This is a genomic window from Sinomonas atrocyanea, from assembly GCF_030812675.1.
Classification (GTDB): domain Bacteria; phylum Actinomycetota; class Actinomycetes; order Actinomycetales; family Micrococcaceae; genus Sinomonas; species Sinomonas atrocyanea_B.
On the sequence record NZ_JAUSTE010000005.1, the window covers coordinates 110,349 to 126,958 of the forward strand.

17 protein-coding genes, 6 tRNA genes and 1 riboswitch are annotated in these 16,610 nt (G+C 72.3%); of the genes, 14 read left to right on the plus strand and 9 right to left on the minus strand.

Going from position 1 to position 16,610, the window contains the following annotated elements:
- Positions 1–37: 37 nt before the first annotated feature.
- The 7 genes from J2W20_RS09255 to J2W20_RS09285 form a co-directional block, all read right to left on the minus strand.
- Positions 38–763, minus strand: a complete 726-nt coding sequence (locus J2W20_RS09255) for a nicotinamide mononucleotide transporter family protein (RefSeq protein ID WP_307006245.1) — start codon at positions 761–763, stop codon at positions 38–40.
- A gap of 74 nt (positions 764–837) precedes the next feature.
- Positions 838–980, minus strand: a riboswitch (FMN riboswitch).
- A gap of 145 nt (positions 981–1,125) precedes the next feature.
- Positions 1,126–1,791: a ribulose-phosphate 3-epimerase gene (gene rpe, locus J2W20_RS09260; protein WP_307006246.1), complete on the minus strand. Its 666-nt coding sequence runs from the start codon at positions 1,789–1,791 to the stop codon at positions 1,126–1,128.
- Entirely contained in the window at positions 1,792–3,417 is a 1,626-nt protein-coding gene (locus J2W20_RS09265; RefSeq protein WP_307006247.1) for an RsmB/NOP family class I SAM-dependent RNA methyltransferase, read from the minus strand.
- Positions 3,414–4,334: a methionyl-tRNA formyltransferase gene (gene fmt / locus J2W20_RS09270; RefSeq protein ID WP_307006249.1), complete on the minus strand. Its 921-nt coding sequence runs from the start codon at positions 4,332–4,334 to the stop codon at positions 3,414–3,416. The genes J2W20_RS09265 and fmt overlap by 4 nt, the downstream gene beginning before the upstream one ends.
- Positions 4,331–4,927, minus strand: coding sequence for a peptide deformylase (gene def / locus J2W20_RS09275; RefSeq protein ID WP_307006251.1), 597 nt, complete (start codon positions 4,925–4,927; stop codon positions 4,331–4,333). The genes fmt and def overlap by 4 nt, the downstream gene beginning before the upstream one ends.
- 74 nt (positions 4,928–5,001) lie before the next feature.
- Positions 5,002–5,988 (minus strand): cytochrome, encoded by a 987-nt coding sequence (locus tag J2W20_RS09280; RefSeq protein WP_307006252.1) that lies wholly within the window; start codon positions 5,986–5,988, stop codon positions 5,002–5,004.
- Between the two features lie 103 nt (positions 5,989–6,091).
- Positions 6,092–6,166 (minus strand) — tRNA-Val (locus J2W20_RS09285).
- 240 nt (positions 6,167–6,406) lie between these two features.
- Here J2W20_RS09285 and J2W20_RS09290 point away from each other — a divergent pair.
- The 6 genes from J2W20_RS09290 to J2W20_RS09315 all read left to right on the plus strand — a co-directional run bounded on the left by J2W20_RS09290 (position 6,407) and on the right by J2W20_RS09315 (position 7,170).
- A tRNA-Gly gene (locus J2W20_RS09290) sits at positions 6,407–6,479 on the plus strand.
- A 38-nt stretch (positions 6,480–6,517) separates the two neighbouring features.
- Positions 6,518–6,588 (plus strand) — tRNA-Cys (locus J2W20_RS09295).
- A gap of 33 nt (positions 6,589–6,621) precedes the next feature.
- A tRNA-Val gene (locus tag J2W20_RS09300) sits at positions 6,622–6,693 on the plus strand.
- A 23-nt stretch (positions 6,694–6,716) separates the two neighbouring features.
- A tRNA-Gly gene (locus J2W20_RS09305) sits at positions 6,717–6,789 on the plus strand.
- A 34-nt stretch (positions 6,790–6,823) separates the two neighbouring features.
- Positions 6,824–6,898: transfer RNA gene (locus J2W20_RS09310), tRNA-Val, on the plus strand.
- A gap of 116 nt (positions 6,899–7,014) precedes the next feature.
- Positions 7,015–7,170, plus strand: coding sequence for a hypothetical protein (locus J2W20_RS09315; RefSeq protein ID WP_307006253.1), 156 nt, complete (start codon positions 7,015–7,017; stop codon positions 7,168–7,170).
- A 172-nt stretch (positions 7,171–7,342) separates the two neighbouring features.
- On the opposite strand, the gene zapE is transcribed toward J2W20_RS09315, so the two are convergent.
- Positions 7,343–8,377, minus strand: coding sequence for a cell division protein ZapE (zapE, locus tag J2W20_RS09320; protein WP_307006255.1), 1,035 nt, complete (start codon positions 8,375–8,377; stop codon positions 7,343–7,345).
- Positions 8,378–8,650: 273 nt separating this feature from the next.
- Between zapE and J2W20_RS09325 the strand changes: the two genes are divergently transcribed.
- From J2W20_RS09325 to ybaK, 3 genes are all read left to right on the plus strand, one after another.
- Positions 8,651–9,565, plus strand: coding sequence for a sulfurtransferase (locus J2W20_RS09325; RefSeq protein ID WP_307006257.1), 915 nt, complete (start codon positions 8,651–8,653; stop codon positions 9,563–9,565).
- A 98-nt stretch (positions 9,566–9,663) separates the two neighbouring features.
- Positions 9,664–10,137, plus strand: coding sequence for a SufE family protein (locus J2W20_RS09330; protein ID WP_307006258.1), 474 nt, complete (start codon positions 9,664–9,666; stop codon positions 10,135–10,137).
- A gap of 1 nt (position 10,138) precedes the next feature.
- A complete protein-coding gene (gene ybaK / locus J2W20_RS09335; protein WP_307006259.1) occupies positions 10,139–10,654 on the plus strand; it encodes a Cys-tRNA(Pro) deacylase in 516 nt (171 codons plus the stop codon).
- A gap of 85 nt (positions 10,655–10,739) precedes the next feature.
- Here ybaK and J2W20_RS09340 read toward each other — a convergent pair whose 3' ends face one another.
- Positions 10,740–11,978 carry an alpha/beta hydrolase family protein gene (locus tag J2W20_RS09340; RefSeq protein WP_307006260.1) on the minus strand — a complete coding sequence of 413 codons (1,239 nt, stop codon included), beginning with the start codon at positions 11,976–11,978 and terminating at the stop codon, positions 10,740–10,742.
- Positions 11,979–12,117: 139 nt separating this feature from the next.
- Between J2W20_RS09340 and J2W20_RS09345 the strand changes: the two genes are divergently transcribed.
- From J2W20_RS09345 to J2W20_RS09365, 5 genes are all read left to right on the plus strand, one after another.
- The gene (locus tag J2W20_RS09345) at positions 12,118–12,609 is read left to right on the plus strand and encodes a hypothetical protein (RefSeq protein WP_307006261.1); all 492 of its coding nucleotides are present in this window, start codon (positions 12,118–12,120) and stop codon (positions 12,607–12,609) included.
- Between the two features lie 14 nt (positions 12,610–12,623).
- Positions 12,624–13,064 (plus strand): peptide-methionine (R)-S-oxide reductase MsrB, encoded by a 441-nt coding sequence (gene msrB, locus J2W20_RS09350; protein WP_307006262.1) that lies wholly within the window; start codon positions 12,624–12,626, stop codon positions 13,062–13,064.
- 184 nt (positions 13,065–13,248) lie between these two features.
- Positions 13,249–14,655 carry a DUF6421 family protein gene (locus J2W20_RS09355; RefSeq protein WP_307006263.1) on the plus strand — a complete coding sequence of 469 codons (1,407 nt, stop codon included), beginning with the start codon at positions 13,249–13,251 and terminating at the stop codon, positions 14,653–14,655.
- Positions 14,652–15,419, plus strand: coding sequence for an SDR family NAD(P)-dependent oxidoreductase (locus tag J2W20_RS09360; protein WP_307006264.1), 768 nt, complete (start codon positions 14,652–14,654; stop codon positions 15,417–15,419). Before J2W20_RS09355 ends, J2W20_RS09360 begins: the two co-directional genes overlap by 4 nt.
- A gap of 52 nt (positions 15,420–15,471) precedes the next feature.
- A complete protein-coding gene (locus J2W20_RS09365; RefSeq protein WP_373457992.1) occupies positions 15,472–16,572 on the plus strand; it encodes a threonine aldolase family protein in 1,101 nt (366 codons plus the stop codon).
- The last annotated feature ends 38 nt before the right edge of the window (positions 16,573–16,610 follow it).

Here is a 16,610-nt window from a genome sequence, read left to right on the forward strand (position 1 = left end):
TCGGCCGGCCGGACCGCGGGAGCCCCGTGCCCGGCGCTCACGCGGCCACCGCCGCCGGCTCGCCGGCGGCCCGGCGCAGGGTCTGCCGGTGGGCCCGAGCCCAGACGAAGAAGCCGATGAGGGTGAACGCGCCGTAGAACCCGTACATGACGGCGCTGGCCACGTAGCCCGCGCTGAAGAGGAGCGGGACCCCGACGAGGTCGACCGCGACCCAGATGAGCCAGAACTCGGTCCAGCCGCGGGCCATCCCGTAGGTCGCCAGGAGCGAGCCCATGAACGTCCACGCGTCCGCCCACACCGGCGGGTACGAGCCCAGAGCGGAGAACAGCGGGGTGAGCGCGGCCGTGCCGGCGACCATGGCCAGCGCGAGACCGAACCGGCTGCGCCTCCCGGCCCAGCGCGGCGCGATGGCGCCGGAAGACGCCGGGTGGTCGCCCGCCGCACCCTGGGATGCGCTGCGGCCGCGGTGCCACTGCACCCACCCGTACGACGAGACGGCCAGGAACATCACCTGGCGTCCGGCCTGGCCGAACAGGGCCACGGACCCGACGCCGGACTCGGGGGCGAGCCCCACGGCCGCCCCGGCGAAGACCGTCAGGAGTATCAGATTGCCCGCGATTCCCACGGGCCACGCCCACACGCGGCGGGCCATCCCGCCGAGGGCGCTCGCGAGGCCGAACGCATTGCCGACCACCTCGCGGAGGAGGAGCGCGGATCCCGCCACCGGGATCTGCGCCGACAAGAGCCACTGGATGAAGTCCATCGCAACCATCCTTCCCTTCACCGCAGCGGCTCCGGGGTTGCGACAGAAGCGGTGCGCGCAGCGCACCGCAGACTGTACGTGCTTCTCCCATCCAGACTTTGACTGTCGGTGCCGGAATTCCACCGGCTCAACCGGCGTCCCGCTTGGATACAAGCGGGCCGCCGGGTCGCGGACTATCACCGCCGGTTCGGACTTTCACCGACCCCGGAGCACGTTTTCGTTGGTTTCGGCCGCAGGCGGTGCTGTCCCAGCGACGACTTGCGTCATTGATGACAGTTCAACCAAACGGCCAGTGCCCATTCTGCCACAACGCCGCGGCCGACGGCGCGGCGCGCGTCACACGGGGCTGCGGCCGGGTGGGATCAGGCGCCCGCCGCGCCGTCGGCGAGGGACCTCAGCCTCTCGACGGCCGCGCCGGCGTCGTCCGCGCCGTAGACCGCGGAGCCTGCCACGAAGACATTCGCCCCGGCCTCGGCCGCGCGCTCGATCGTGGAGAGGGAGATGCCGCCGTCGACCTGGATCGCGAGGCCCGTCCCGGCACCGTCCACCGCCTCGCGGGCGCGCCGGATCTTGGGGAGCGTCACGTCGAGGAAGGCCTGGCCGCCGAAGCCGGGCTCGACGGTCATGATCAGCAGCATGTCCAGCTCCGCGAGCAGGTCGAGGTACGGCTCCACCGGCGTCGCCGGGCGCAGGGCCATGCCGGCTTTGGAGCCTCGGGCCCTCAGCTCGCGGGCGAGCTTGATGGGGGCGATCGCGGCCTCGGCGTGGAAGGTGACGGACGCGAGGCCCAGGTCCGCATACAGGGGCGCCCAGCGGTCGGCGTCGGAGATCATGAGATGGGCGTCGAGCGGGATGGGGCTGACGGCCTGGATCCGCTCGACCACCGGGAGCCCCAGTGTCAGGTTCGGCACGAAGTGGTTGTCCATGACGTCGACGTGGACGGCGTCGGCCCCGGCGATCCGGCCCAGCTCCGCCTCGAGGTTCACGAAGTCGGCGGACAGGATGCTCGGGTGGATGCGGCAGGTCACTCAGGTCTCCTTCGGCGGTGTGGCGCCCGGCAGCTTGCGGAACAGGGCGAGGAACATGGCGTCCGTCCCGTGGACGTGCGGCCAGAGCTGCGCGGTGCCTGCGTGCCCGGCCCCGAGGGGGCGCAGCGCGACCGCGTCGAGCGCGGCGCCGGCGTCGAGCAGTTCGATGTCCCGGCGCCGCTTCAGGGCATCGGCCACGACCACGGTCGTCTCGGCCGGATGCGGCGAACAGGTGATGTAGCCGACGACGCCGCCCGGCGCCGCCGCGTCGATGGCCGAGTCGAGGAGGGCGCGCTGCAGGGGGCCCAGCTCTGCCAGATCGCCGGGCGAACGCCGCCACCGGGACTCCGGACGCCGACGGAGCGCCCCGAGGCCGGTGCAGGGCGCGTCGACGATCACACGGTCGAACAGGCCGGGGCACTCGCGGCCGAGGTCGCGTCCGTCGCCGGTGCGCACCTCCCAGACGGCTCCGGGCACCGGGGCCAGTGCCTTGCGCACGAGCTCGGCACGGTGGGGTGCGACCTCGTTGGCGAGGACGGTTGCACCCTGCTGTGCCGCGAGGGCGCCCAGCAGCGCGGCCTTGCCTCCCGGGCCGGCGCAGAGGTCGAGCCACCGCTCCGGGCGCGCGCGGTCGCCGGAGGCCTCCCCAGGCCCCGTCCGGCCGCTGCCCTCGACGGGGGCCGCGGCCACAGCCCGGGCCACGAGCTGCGAGCCGACGTCCTGGACCCGCAGGGTGCCCTCGCGGACGCCGGGCAGGCGCCCGAGGTCCCCGCCTCCCGAGAGCGCGGAATCCTCGACGAGCTCGCCTGGCTGGGCGCCCGCGTCGAGCGCCTCCTCGAGGTGGCCGAGGCCCGGGAGCGCGACCAGGTTGACCACGGGCGCGGCGTTGTCTGCGTCGAGGAGCTCGGTGATCTCCTCGACGGGCCGCCCGTGCGCCGCGAGCGACTGCCGCAGGGCCCGGACGATCCAGGCCGGGTGCGCGTGGGCCAGTGCGTCCCGCTCGGTCGCGTCCGGCTGGGAGGCGGTGAGCTCCGCGAGCCACTCGTCGGAGGTCTTCGCGCTCACGCGGCGGAGCACGGCGTTCACGAGCGAGGACGGTCCGGCGCCGACCACGGCGCGGGTCAGGGCGACCGTCTGGTTGAGGGCCGCGTGCGGCGGGACGCGCATGGCGAGCAGCTGGTGGGTGCCGAGGCGGAGGACGTCGAGGACCGCGGGATCGAGCTGGGACAGGGGGCGGTCGACGTTCAGGGCCAGGATCGCGTCGTAGGTGCCCTGGCCCCGCAGCGCACCGTAGGCGAGCTCGGTGGCGAAGGCCGCGTCGCGGCGGTCCAGCCGGTGCTTGCGGATGCTCTGGGGCATGACGAGGTTCGCGTACGCGTCGTCCCGCGAGACGGCGCGCAGGACCTCGAACGCCACGAGCCGGGCGGGATCTGCCGCGCGGGATCGCTGGCTCGGCGCCTGGGAACTGAACTGCCGGGGGCCGCCTCCGCCCCGATTGCGCTCGCGCCCGTGGGTGTCGCGCCGCGGCCCCGAACCCGCTCCCGCCGGGCGCCCGCCGCGTCCGCCGGGCTCGCGCTCGGATTCTCCGCGGCGACCGGTTCCGCCCGGTCCTCGGCGGTCGCTCATCCGAGCACCGTCCCTTCGATGTTGCCGGCCCCGCGGGCCCAGTCTGCAGCTGCCATCATCTTCTTCCCCGCCGGCTGGACCCTCGTCAGTTCGAGGGCATGGGTGCCCGTGCCGACCACGGGGACCTTGCCGGCCCACGCGAGGTGTCCCGGCTCCAGGCCCTCAACGTCCGGCCGCATCCGGGGCGGCTCGAGCTTGATCCGCTGGCCCTCCAGGAGCGTCCAGGCGCCCGGCTCGGGGGTGACGCCGCGCGCCCTGCGGTGCACGGCCAGTGCCGGCTGGGTCCAGTCGATCCTCCCGTCCTCCAGTGTGAGCTTCGGGGCGAAGGTCGGCTCGCCGGCCTGCGGACGTGGCTCGAGCCGGCCGGCATCGATGCCGGAGAGCGTCTGGCACAGCAGCTCGGCACCGCTGACGGCGAGCTCCGCGAACAGGTCCCCGCTCGTTGCCTCGGGCTCCGGTGTCAGCGCGAGCGTCCCGTACACGGGTCCTGTGTCGAGGCCCTCCTCGAGCCGGAAGGTCGAGGCGCCGACCACCTCGTCCCCGTGGATGACCGAGTACTGCAGCGGCGCCGCGCCGCGCCAGGCGGGCAGGAGGGAGAAGTGCAGGTTGACCCAGCCGTGGGCCGGAACGGAGAGGGCCGACGGCGGCACGATGCCGCCGTAGGCGACGATGGCGGCCACCTGGGGCGACCACGCGGCCAGCTGGGCGACGACCTCATCGGTGATGCGGGCCGCCCTGATGACCGGGAGCCCGAGTTCCTCGGCACGGGCGGCGACCGGGGAGGGCGTGAGGACGCGCTTGCGGCCGAGGGGTGCGTCCGGGCGGGTGAGGACTCCGACGACCTCGAAGCCGGCGTGGACGATCCGGTCCAGGGAGGGGACCGCGACCTGCGGGGTGCCCGCGAAGAGCACTCTCATCGGCGCGGTCCGGCGCCGAAGGCCGACCCCGGTGCTGCCTTGCCGGCCCCGAACGCGGAACCGATGCGGGCTGCCCGCTTGCCCACGGTCTTGTCGACCTGGGAGCTGTAGTCGATCGAGCGGATGGCCCGGAGCGCGGCCCTGCGGTCATCGCCCTCGAGCCGGTCGGGGAACAGCACGCCGTCGAGGTGGTCGGTCTCATGCTGGGCGATCCGCGCGAGGAGGCCCGCGGCCTCGAACTCGACCGGAGCGCCGTCCGCGTCAGACCCCCGCACCACCGCGCGGGCACGCCGGCGGACGGGGAAGGCGACCCCCGGGATGCTCAGGCAGCCCTCGACCATGTCCTCCTGGAACTCGTCCGAGAGCTCGAGCACCGGATTGACGACGTGTCCCCGCACCCCGTCCATCTGGTAGGTGAAGACGCGCTGGCTGACTCCGACCTGCGGCGCGGCGAGGCCGGCACCGTCGACGTCCTCCATCGTCTCGAGCATGTCCGCCACCAGCCGCCTGAGGCCAGGACCGAAGTCCGTCACCGGTTCGGCGACGGTGCGGAGCACTGGGTCGCCGATGATCCTGATGGGCAGGACAGCCATGGTCGGTGCCTTTCTGGTCGGAGTGGGGTGCCGAGCCGGTGCCGTGGGAAGGGCGCTCCCGGAGCGCCTCAAGTCTAGTGGCCCGGGGTGGCGTGTCCGGATAGCGGGAGGTCTGGCACCGGAAGCTCGGGCCCCGGAGGGCCAGGCACCGGAACGCCGTCAACCGGAAAATCGGGGACGGGGCCGCCGGCAGCCGGCCGGGACGCCGCGGCAGGGACGGGCGGCGGGGCCAGGGGCAGCAGGGTGCGGCCTGCGGAGGCCGCCTCCACGCGGGCACCCCACACGCGGCGCAGCTGGCAGAACGTGGACCAGTGGTGCCGGCGCACCTCGGGATTGACGCGGACGGCCGCGTGCTCGGTCTCCCCCACCGCCACGGCGATGAGCAGCGGGTCCTCTCCGTGGGCCCAGGGCTCCCACGCACCCGCTTCGGCGTCGACCAGGCTCTCCTCGGCCTTCATCCCGGCCACGAGCTGCATGGCCACCTTGTTGTCGAGCGCCTTCACCCGGCCGTCCCTCGACGTGCCCTTCGTCTTGTAGTCGACGAGGCAGATCCGCCCGTTGATCTTCGCCACGAGGTCCAGAGTGCCCGCGTACCCGAGCGAGTGGTTCCAGACGGTGAGCTCGGCGGCAACGGGTTCGACCCCGAAGGCCTGCCACCAGTGGTCCACGCTGCGGGCAAAGCCCTCTTCACCGTGCTCCCGCAGGGCCTGGAGCGTCTCCTCGAGGCGGTGCGGCCGGCCCAGCGCCTGCAGCGCCAGCTGCTCGGCGTAGCTGTGGACCCGGTCGCCGCGCTCGGCCGCCGACCGCGCGTAGGTCTCGGAGGCGTCGACGGCGGTCCGCACGAGCCGCCGCATCCGGGAGGGGTCCGAGGCCACGTCCCGGAGCTCCGGGTGGTCGGCAATGTGCTTGGCGGCCATGTAGCTGCGCCACCCGTCCAGCTCGACCGGCTGCTGGGCGATGACGGTGGTGATCGAGGGCACCGTCGGCGGTTCCTGGAACGAACGCCGGTACATGCGTCCGAACCCGTCAGGAGAGGCTGATGCGAGTTCAGGGGCTGTCATGCTGAAAGCCTTTCACGGGGGTCCGACAGTCACGGTGCGCGGAGCGGGACAGGCGGCCCGTGCACAGAGCAAAGGACCCCCGGACACAGTCCGGGGGTCCTCATGGTGGGCGATACTGGGTTCGAACCAGTGACCTCTTCGGTGTGAACGAAGCGCGCTACCACTGCGCCAATCGCCCGTTCCCTGCCCGTCCGGTTTCCCGGCCCGAGCGCTTTACGACTCTAGCCCAGACGTACCCCCCGTGCCAAATCCGTGCCGGATCCACGGGGGCGGCACCTGACGGCAGACGGTGGCCGCCGGATTTGTGCAATGAGCTCACGGTCCTATAGAGTCGTTACTCGTTGAAGCGGGCCTGAGGCCGGCGCACTGCACTCCGCTAGGAAGGCATTGCCGGGCACGGGTTTCGCGGAAAACCCCCGCGGACGTAGCTCAGTTGGTAGAGCACCACCTTGCCAAGGTGGATGTCGCGAGTTCGAGTCTCGTCGTCCGCTCGCAGGACACTGTCGAAGCATCGTGCAGATGCCTACACGGTGGGGTGGCCGAGAGGCGAGGCAGCGGCCTGCAAAGCCGTATACGCGGGTTCGAATCCCGTCCCCACCTCGGTGGACACAACCTGCTCCCGCATGGGAGTGAGGGCGATTGGCGCAGCGGTAGCGCGCTTCCCTGACACGGAAGAGGTCACTGGTTCGATCCCAGTATCGCCCACGGAGGAGCAGCAGCTCCCCCGCGCGGACGTAGCTCAGTTGGTAGAGCACCACCTTGCCAAGGTGGATGTCGCGAGTTCGAGTCTCGTCGTCCGCTCTCTATCCTCCAGGGGAATACAAGTGAACATCCCGGGCGATTGGCGCAGCGGTAGCGCGCTTCCCTGACACGGAAGAGGTCACTGGTTCGATCCCAGTATCGCCCACCATCGGCGCCCCTCGTGGGGCGCCTTTCGTGTCTGCCCGCCTTCCACCCGCCGATCAGCTGGCGTCCGCTCAGAGCGCAACCCCATTCGCGGGAAACCGGTTGGAAAGCCCTCGGTCCGTGGCTACGATCGAGCACAGCAGGGGCGATCTGGCCCCGGAGTCAGGAAAGGAGGTGGCCGTGTTCCTTCTCGACGACATGAAGGGCAAGGCTGAGGACCCCACCATTGACAGGACCGCCGGCAGAGCCGCCGAGAACGTCGTGGGAGTCCAGTAGGCCGCCTCGATCCTGTGAACGGCCTGGACACCGGGACACGGTCCCGCGCCGGAGCTGCTCCATCGGTCGAGCAATCGGCCTACGGCTGAGGGCTTCAGCCTGATCAGCCTGATCATCGTCACTGGGTGCCGGTACCGCCGCGAGGCGGGACCGGCACTCGGCGTCTGTGGGGTCAGGACGGCTCGTGCGCCTGGCCCTCGCGGGCAAGGGCCGTCAGCCGCGACACGGCCCGGAAGTACTTCTTCATGTAGCCGCCCGCCATCATCTCCTCGGTGAAGAGCCGGTCGAACGGCACACCGGAGGCGAGGATCGGGACGTCCCTGTCGTAGAGGCGGTCGGCAAGGACCACGAAGCGCAGCGCGGTGGCCTGCGACTCGATCGTGTGGACGTCCTTCCACACCACCCCGTCGATGCCGTCGATGAGCTGGCGGTAGCGGCTCGGGTGGACCCCGGCGAGATGCTTCAGGAGGGCTCCGAAATCGTCGACGGCGACCAGACCGCCGTCGAACTCCGCATTCAACCGGGCGTCGAGCTCATGGTTCTCCAGGGGTGCGGGGGCTGCGGGGAGCCCCCGGTGGCGGTAGTCCTCCCCGTCGATCCGCACCACGTCGAACTGGTCGGCCAGCACCTGGATCTCCCGCTGGAAGTCGACCGCGGCAAACCGGCCCTCGCCGAGCGAGCCCGGCAGCGTGTTCGAGGTGGCCGCGAGCTTCACGCCGGCGTCGGCGAGCTCGCGCATGAGCCTCGACATGAGCACGGTGTCCCCGGGGTCATCGAGCTCGAACTCGTCGATGCACACGAGCTTGTACGAGCTGAGGGCGTCGACGGTCTTGCGGAACGACAGCGCCCCGACAAGGTTGGTGTACTCGACGAACGTGCCGAAGGCCTTCGGACCGGGAGCGGCGTGCCAGAGCGAGGCGAGCAGGTGGGTCTTGCCGACGCCGAAGCCGCCGTCGAGGTAGATGCCGGCGCGGGTGGCCGGCTTGGAGCCGAAGAGCCGCGAGAGCAGGCCGCCGGCTGACGCGCCGATCCCGTCGCCGAATGCCTCGAGCTCCTTCACGGCAGCGGCCTGGGTGGGCTGCGCCGGGTCCGGGCGGTAGCTCGAGAAGGACACCTCCCCGAACCGGGCGGACGGCCGCAGGCCGGTCAGGAGTTCCTCGACGGACACTCTGGGCGTGCGGGTGGTGAGGTGTTCGACAGTCGCCAAGGAATCCGTCCGTGGTCAAGGGGTCGGTGGGCCACCGGCCAGCTTACCGCCGCCGGCCGCGCAGCGGGCCACGGTGTGCCCAACCGCACAGGCGGGTGCGCGCCCCGTCCCATCGTTGCGCATATTGCTCCCCGTGTCCTGGACCGCCACGGGTCGTGCCCGCTCCCCCGCGGGCGTGGCTACGCTGGTGATGACCACTCAGGAGCGCGGCGGCCGCCGTCACGGCCTCTCATCCGCCCGCGCGCCCTGGCTCAGCCGAGCGAAAGGCACACCATGAGCTACCCCGCCGACAGCAGCGAGAAGTTCGCCGCATACGCCCACCCAGAGCGCCTCGTGTCCACCGAATGGCTGGCCGAGCAGCTCGCCGCCGGTGCGGTAGGGACCGGCAGGCTCGCCGTCGTCGAGTCCGACGAGGACGTGCTCCTCTACGAGACCGGGCACATCCCCGGCGCCGTGAAGATCGACTGGCACACCGATCTGAACGACGAGGTCACCCGGGACTACGTGGACGGCGCCGGGTTCGCCGAGCTCCTCGGAGCGAAGGGGATCTCCCGCGACACGACCGTGGTCATCTACGGCGACAAGTCGAACTGGTGGGCCGCCTACGCACTCTGGGTCTTCACGCTGTTCGGGCACGAGGACGTGCGTCTGCTCGACGGCGGCCGCGACAAGTGGATCGCCGAGGGCCGCGAGCTGACCACGGAGGCGCCGGCTCCCGCGCGGGCCGAGTACCCCGTCGTCGAGCGCAACGACGCGCCGATCCGCGCCTTCAAGGAGGACGTGCTCGCCCACCTCGGCAAGCCCCTCATCGACGTCCGCTCGCCCGAGGAGTACTCGGGCAAGCGCACCCACATGCCGTCCTACCCGGAGGAGGGCGCGCTGCGCGGGGGCCACATCCCGACCGCGGCGTCCATCCCTTGGGCCCGGGCGGCCGCCGAGGACGGCACGTACCGGTCCCGGCAGGAGCTCGAGGCGCTGTACCTCGGGGAGGCGGGGCTCGCGGCGGGCGACGAGGTCGTGGCGTACTGCCGCATCGGGGAGCGCTCGAGCCACACCTGGTTCGCCCTGAAGTACCTGCTGGGCTTCGACAGCGTGCGCAACTACGACGGGTCCTGGACCGAGTGGGGCAACGCGGTGCGGGTGCCGATCGCGAAGGGCGAGGACCGCGGCACCTGGCCGCTGAGCTGACGCGCGTCACCCGGGTTGACGCAACCCGGTGTCACACGGGGCCCCGCTGACGGCGAACGCGTGCCGTCCGGCGGGGCCGTGGGCTTAGGCTGGAGGAGATGAGCACGAACACCTTGCCCGCCGCGCTGGCGGAGATCGTCGAAGACTTCCAGGCCATCGAGGAGCGTGAGCGGCTCCAGCTGCTGCTGGAGTTCTCGCAGTCGCTGCCCGACCTTCCGGAGCGCTACCACGACCACCCCGAGATGCTGGAGCAGGTCGTCGAGTGCCAGTCGCCGCTGTTCATCTCCATCGAGACCGAGCAGGCTCCGGAGGGCACATCCCCCGCGGCAGGCCCGGTGGTCCGGCTGTTCTTCTCGGCTCCGGCCGAGGCTCCCACCACGCGCGGCTTCGCCTCCGTGCTCCATGAGGGGCTGGACGGCCTGACCGCCGCCGAGATCCTCGCCGTCCCGGACGACATGCCCGAGGAGCTCGGCCTGACCCGTCTGGTGAGCCCGCTGCGGATGCGCGGCATGGCTGCGATGCTCGGCCGCATCAAGCGCAAGGTGCGCGGGGAGTGCCCTCTGGGCGCCTGACGTGGCGAAGAGGGCGAAGGACTCCCAGGGCCCCGGCACCCCCGCCACGAAGGCCCTCGAGGCCGCTGGGGTGGCGTACACGGCGCGCGCCTACAGCCACGACCCTGCCGTCTCGAGCTACGGGGCCGAGGCCGCCGAGGCGCTCGGCGTCGATCCCGGGCGCGTGTTCAAGACCCTGATGGTGGACGTCGCGACGGCGGGCGGGAACACCCTGTGTGTGGCCGTCGTCCCCGTGACGGGGAGCCTCGACCTCAAGGCCGCCGCCGCGGCGTTCGGCGCGAAGAAGGCGGCGATGGCGGATCCCGCCGCAGCGGAGCGGCGGACCGGCTACGTCCGCGGGGGCATCTCGCCCCTCGGGCAGCGCCAGCCCTCCCCCACGGCCGTGGACTCCTCCGCCCTCGACCACCCGACCGTCCTCGTTTCCGGCGGCCGGCGGGGCTTCGACATCGAGCTCTCCCCCGCGGACCTCGTGCGCCTCACCGGCGCGGTGGTCACGCGCCTCCGCTCCGGGCACTGACCCGCTCCGGGGAAGGGGCGGCACCGGGCTGCGCGGCCGCGGGGCGCCGCCAGGGCGCCCGAGGGCAGGCCGCCTCGTCGCGGTGTCAGACGGCCCCGCCCGGTGCCCTGCGCGGCGCGAGCACGTCGGCGAGCCACGAGCGCACCACGGACTCCCACCGCTCGGGGTCGACGTTCCATTCCTTGGTGTGGCGGGCGTGCCGGAAGGTCTCGAGCGTCACCATCTCGGGATTGCGCTTCGCGAGTTCGAGCGAGGGCCCGACCGGGACGAAGTCGTCGTCGACGCTGTGCAGGACCAGTGTCGGCGTGCGCAGCTCGACGGCCCGGGTGACCCAGTCCATCGCCTTGAAGTCCAGCGGCGCGGCGAGGCCGGTCAGGCGCCGTCCCCACGGGCGTCCGAGGAGCAGCTGGCCCAGCCGGCCCACCCGGGACGGGATGCGGTTGAGCCGGGCCTGGTAGGCGAGCACGTCGACCCAGTCGACCACGGGCGCGTCGAGCACGAGCGCGCGCACGTGCTCGCGCAGGAGGGACGAGTCGGCTGCGAGCAGGCTGATCGCCCCGCCCATCGACCAGCCGAAGAGCACCACGTCGCGGGCCCCGGCGTCGAGGGCGTACTGGATGGCGATCTCGACGTCGCGCCATTCGGTCATGCCGAGCCCGTAGCGCCCGTCCGGGGTGGCCGGCGCCTCGCCGTCGTTGCGGTAGGAGACCAGGAGCGAGGGCATCCCGAGGGCCTGCGCGGCGGGGAGCGCGCGCAGCCCTTCGCCGCGGGTCGCCCCCCGGCCGTGCACCATGATGGCCCACGTGGCTCCGGGGGCCGGGACGTACCAGGCGGGCCCGGGGCCGACGTCGAGCGGCAGCACGACCTCCTCGTACGCGAGGCCGAGGTCCGCTGGAGAGCTGTAGACGTACCCGCTCCAGCGGGCCCGGACCGCCCTGGTGAGGTCCCCGGAGTACTCGACCAGGACAGGCCGCGTCACCGTCGATTCCTCGGGCGCATACTCGACGGGTGCGCCGAGGCGCACGTGTCCGGCACCGCCGTCGAAGAAGAGGCTGTACTCCCCCTCCGCCCTCGTCTCGGGGGTCGCCCTCAGGATCACCCTGCGGGACGGGCCCTCGCCCTGGACCGCCAGGACCTCCTGGTCCTCGGCCTTGATCCGTTCCGGGGTGACGATGCGGCGGGCAAAGTACGCTGCGAGCGCCGAGCTCGAGGCTGCGGCGGCGGAGGCGAGCCCCAGGGCGGCCCCGGCTCCGGCCAGGGCCCACACCGCACGGGGCAGCGGCTCTGACTCGGACGACGGCGCGTGGGCTGCTCGGGCGGGCATGTCCCCATTGTGGCAAAGGGCTCTGGGAGAACCTGTGAGGCGGGGCCCGGATCCGGTGGCCGCGGGGCGGCACCGCGGGCCCGACGCCGACGCGGGGTGCCTCTCCCGCTCCCGGCGAGCACTGCCCTAGTCTGGGTCCATGAGCGCGCCGATCCTCATCCTGACCGAAGTCGCACTGGGCCCCAGCGAGCGCAAGGCCGTCGAGGGCCTCCTGAGCGGTGAGGCCGCGAAGATCGACGTCCTGGTCCCCGCGGGCCGCAAGCGCCGCCTCGTGGTCGACTTCCTCGACCACCTGTCCATGCTCGAGTTCAGCAAGGCCGTCGAGGGGCTCTCCGAGCAGCCCGCCGACCCCGCGGCGCAGCGGACCGCCGCGCAGGCCGCCCTGGACGCCTCGCTCGCCGCGCTCGAAGGGCTCGGCGCGGAGCTCGCCGGGACCATCATCGAGGGAGACCCCGTGCAGGCCCTGGCCGAACGGGCGGCGGCCTCCGGCGCGGAGCAGGCCGTCGTGGTGACCCTGCCGCACGCGATCGAGGACACGTTCCACACCGACTGGGCCAACCTCGCCCAGCGCAAGCTCGGCATCCCCGTGCTGCACCTGTACGCGGGGACGGGATTCATCGGGGACTCCTGAGCGTTGGAGTGGACATGGACACCTCCCCCACCCCCACACCTGATCCGGGCCGGGCGCCGGCCACCCTCACCGAGGACGAGTGGCGCGCCCGCCTCTCCCCCGAGGAGTACCGCGTCCTGAGGCAGGCCGGCACCGAGCGTGCCTACACGGGCGAGTACTGGGACACCCACACCCAGGGGTCCTACCGCTGCCGGGCCTGCGGCGCCGAGCTCTTCACGAGCAGGACGAAGTTCGACTCGCACTGCGGCTGGCCCTCGTTCTGGGCGCCACTGGCCGAGGGCGCGGTCGTGTACCTGCACGACCGAACGCTGGGCATGGACCGTATCGAGGTGCGGTGTGCCTCCTGCAACTCGCACCTCGGCCATGTGTTCGAGGGCGAGGGCTACGGGACGCCTACCGACCAGCGCTTCTGCATCAACTCGATCTCGCTGACCCTCGTGCCCGACGGCGACTGAGCCTTCCGGGACCGCTCGCGCCGGGCCGGCTGCTGGCGAGGGCCAGCGGCCGGCCCTCCTCGTTCGCGTCAGCAGGGGCGTGAGCAAAAGAGTTTCTGATGCATCGTTGCTTCCAGACCTTGGCCACGCTTTCTCTCGCTACGCTCGGATCACACCCCGGCCCCTCAGAGAGAGCGAGAGTGACATGTCCGCCACCGCCGCCGCGACCGCCGTCGCGTCCACCCCGAACCTGCCCGTCCAGGATGATCCGGCGTGGCACGCCCTCAGGGCCGCGGCCGTCGAGTTCCAGGGGCTGCAGGCTCAGGACGGCTCCGTGCCGGACGCGGCGGACCATGGTCGCGCCGCTGCCCTCGTCGAGACCATCACCGCAGCCGTGGAGGCGCTGGCCCCGCGCTTCCCGCACGACGCCGAGTACCTCCGCCTGCTCGGCGCCGACTTCCGCGCCTGGGCCACGGCAGGGTTCGGCGTGCCCGACTTCCTGGACTCACTGAACGCCTTCCAGCCGCAGCAGCACCGCGTCGACGGGCTGACGCACCTCGTGGTCTTCCCCATGTACACGCAGAACGGGAGCCGCAACCGGCATGTCGAGGCCCTCCTCGTCGAGGTGGTGTGGCCCGAGTTCGTCGCCGAGCTCGAGGCCGGCGAGTACAGCAACCGGCTCTTCGTGCCGATCCGCTTCCTCGACTTCACGCCCGGCTACGCGACCAATTCGGCGGTGCTCTTCCCCGAGACCGTCGCCATGCGCGAGGTCCCCACCTTCACGTGGGGCGCCATCTTCGCCGACCGCGAGGCGGCCCGCTTCCGCCGTGTGCTCAACGCCGCCGCCAAGGTCACCGACCTCGAGCTGCCCGCGGACGCCGCCGAGCTCGTCACGGACCAGAAGCTCGCCCAGGAGACGTTCGTGATGTGGGACCTCATCCACGACCGCACCCACATGCGCGGCGATCTGCCCTTCGACCCCTTCATGATCAAGCAGCGCATGCCGTTCTTCCTCTACTCCCTCGAAGAGCTCCGCTGCGACCTCACCGCCTTCCGCGAGTCGGTGAAGATCGAGCGGGACCAGAAGGCGGCGCCCGAGGCGCGGCGGCACGCAAAGCTCGTCCAGTACGCCGTGATCTTCGACCGGATCTTCCGGTTCGCGATCACCGGCTCACGCGTGCGCAACTACGACGGGCTCGGGGGCCAGCTCCTCTTCGCCTGGATGCACCAGCACCACGTCCTCCACTGGACGGACACCAAGCTCGCGATCGACTGGGACCGGGTGCCCGAGGTGGTCAGCGCCCTCGGGGACGCCATCGACGAGCTGTACTGGCGTTCCATCGACCGGCCCAAGGTGGCACACTGGCTCGCAGCGTACGAGCTCGTCGCCGGGACCGTCACGCCGCACCCGGCCTCGGTGTGGGCCAAGGGCCCCGACGCCCTGCCCCTGACCGGGACGCCGCGCGAGATCACCGACCAGGTCCTCGACGACGAGTTCCCGCTGTCCATGTTCTACGAGGCACTGGAGAAGAAGATGCGCCCTGTCATCGCCTCTACGGCCGGCATCACGGGCGAGACCGCCCTCCCGGCCGGGCCGGAGGCCGCCGCGTGACGCTCCCGCCGGAATCCGGCGCGCAGGGCGCGGCCGTGCTCGTCGCGGGGGCCACCTCGGCCTCCGGACGGGCCGCCGTCCGCGCCCTGCGCGCCGCAGGTGCCACTGCCATCGCCGTGGGGTCCGACGCCGGCCGCCTCGCCGACGCCTTCGGCGCACCGGCCACGGATGCCGGCGCGGGCGGCGCGGTCCCCCAGCACGTGTGCGACCTCGCCGACTTCGCCGCCACCGAGCGGCTCGCGGACGAGGTGCGGGACCGGTTCGGACGCGTGGACGGCGTGATCCACCTCGTGGGGGGCTGGCGCGGCGGCAGCCCGTTCACCGCGCAGAGCGATGCCGACTGGGACTTCCTGGCCCGGGGGGCGATCACCACGCTGCGGAACACGTCCCGGGCGTTCTTCGACGACATCGCCGCGTCCCCGCGGGGCCGGTTCGCGATGGTCTCCACGACGACGCTCGCCCGCCCGAGCGCGGCCAACGCCAATTACCAGGCCGCCAAGGCCGCCGCCGAGGCCTGGATCCGTTCCATGGCCCAGGGCCTCGCCCTGGGCCAGTCCCAGCGCAAGGAGGACCCCGCGCCCCAGACGAGCGCCGCCGTCGTGCTCGCCGTGAAGGCCCTCCTCGACGACGCGATGCGCGCCGCGGCACCGGAGCGGAAGTTCCCCGGCTACACCCACGTGGACGCCCTGGCCGCGCGCGCCGTGGCCCTCTTCTCCGAGGACGCCGCCGAGCTCAACGGCGCCCGCCTCGACCTCACCGCCTGAGCCCGGCCTGGACGGCCGGGCACCCCGAGACCTGAAACGAGTGCGCCATACTGTGACTGTGACTTCCCCTTCTTCCTCCGTGCAGTCCCCTGCCGCGCCCGCGGGCTGGCCGCTCCACGACGCCGCGGTGCGGGGCTTCGCCTCCGACAACTACTCCGGCGCCCACCCGGAGGTCCTCGCGGCCCTGGCCGCCGCCAACGGCGGCCACCAGGTCTCGTACGGGCAGGACGAGTACACCGCGCGGCTCCAGGCAGAGATGGAGGCGCTGTTCGGCGAGGGCGTCGAGGCGTACCCCGTGTTCAACGGCACGGGGGCGAACGTCGTCTCGCTGCAGTCGCTCGTGCCGCGCTGGGGCGCGGTGGTGTGCGCGACGACAGCCCACATCAACGTGGACGAGAACGGCGCCCCGGAACGGGTCGGCGGCCTTAAGCTCCTCGGTGTCCCGACCCCGGACGGCAAGCTCACGCCCGAGCTGATCGACCGGGAGGCCTGGGGCTGGGGCGACGAGCACCGCGCCCAGCCGCTGGCCGTCTCCCTCACGCAGACGACCGAGCTGGGGACGCGGTACTCGGTCGGCGAACTGCGCGCCATCACGGAGCACGCCCACGCCCGCGGGATGAAGGTCCACATGGACGGGGCACGGCTCGCGAACGCCGCCGCCGGCCTCGGCGTCCCGGTGCGGGAGTTCACCTCCGACGCCGGGATCGACATCCTCTCCTTCGGCGGGACCAAGAACGGCATGCTCTTCGGCGAGTGCGTCGTGGCATTGGACGCCGAGGCGGCCCACGGACTGACCTACTTGCGCAAGATGGACATGCAGCTCGCCTCGAAGATGCGCTTCGTCTCCGCCCAGTTCCTGGCCCTGCTCGAGGACGGCCTGTGGCTGCGCTCGGCCGCCCACGCGAACGCGATGGCCGCACGCCTCCGCGCGGCGGTGGAGGGACTCGACGGCGTCGAGCTCACCCAGGCCACCGAGTCGAACGGGGTCTTCGCGATCCTGCCCGAGGGCGTCGCGGACAGGCTGCGCGAGCGGTTCCGCTTCTACGACTGGGACGCGGCGCGCCGCGAGGTGCGCTGGATGTGCTCCTTCGACACCACGGAGGACGACGTTGACCGCTTCGCCGAGGCCCTCAGGGAGGAACTCGCGCGCTAGCCTGCTGGCCTGCCGCCGGGCCCCGATCCGTTTGGGAC

Excerpts from the sequence above, each read along its gene's own strand:
- J2W20_RS09255 (WP_307006245.1), bottom strand. The coding sequence starts at position 763 with ATGGACTTCATCCAGTGGCTCTTGTCGGCGCAGATCCCGGTGGCGGGA.
- J2W20_RS09265 (WP_307006247.1), bottom strand. The coding sequence starts at position 3,417 with ATGAGCGACCGCCGAGGACCGGGCGGAACCGGTCGCCGCGGAGAATCC.
- fmt (WP_307006249.1), bottom strand. The coding sequence starts at position 4,334 with ATGAGAGTGCTCTTCGCGGGCACCCCGCAGGTCGCGGTCCCCTCCCTG.
- def (WP_307006251.1), bottom strand. The coding sequence starts at position 4,927 with ATGGCTGTCCTGCCCATCAGGATCATCGGCGACCCAGTGCTCCGCACC.
- J2W20_RS09280 (WP_307006252.1), bottom strand. The coding sequence starts at position 5,988 with ATGACAGCCCCTGAACTCGCATCAGCCTCTCCTGACGGGTTCGGACGC.
- J2W20_RS09325 (WP_307006257.1), top strand. The coding sequence starts at position 8,651 with ATGAGCTACCCCGCCGACAGCAGCGAGAAGTTCGCCGCATACGCCCAC.
- J2W20_RS09330 (WP_307006258.1), top strand. The coding sequence starts at position 9,664 with ATGAGCACGAACACCTTGCCCGCCGCGCTGGCGGAGATCGTCGAAGAC.
- J2W20_RS09340 (WP_307006260.1), bottom strand. The coding sequence starts at position 11,978 with ATGCCCGCCCGAGCAGCCCACGCGCCGTCGTCCGAGTCAGAGCCGCTG.
- J2W20_RS09345 (WP_307006261.1), top strand. The coding sequence starts at position 12,118 with ATGAGCGCGCCGATCCTCATCCTGACCGAAGTCGCACTGGGCCCCAGC.
- msrB (WP_307006262.1), top strand. The coding sequence starts at position 12,624 with ATGGACACCTCCCCCACCCCCACACCTGATCCGGGCCGGGCGCCGGCC.
- J2W20_RS09355 (WP_307006263.1), top strand. The coding sequence starts at position 13,249 with ATGTCCGCCACCGCCGCCGCGACCGCCGTCGCGTCCACCCCGAACCTG.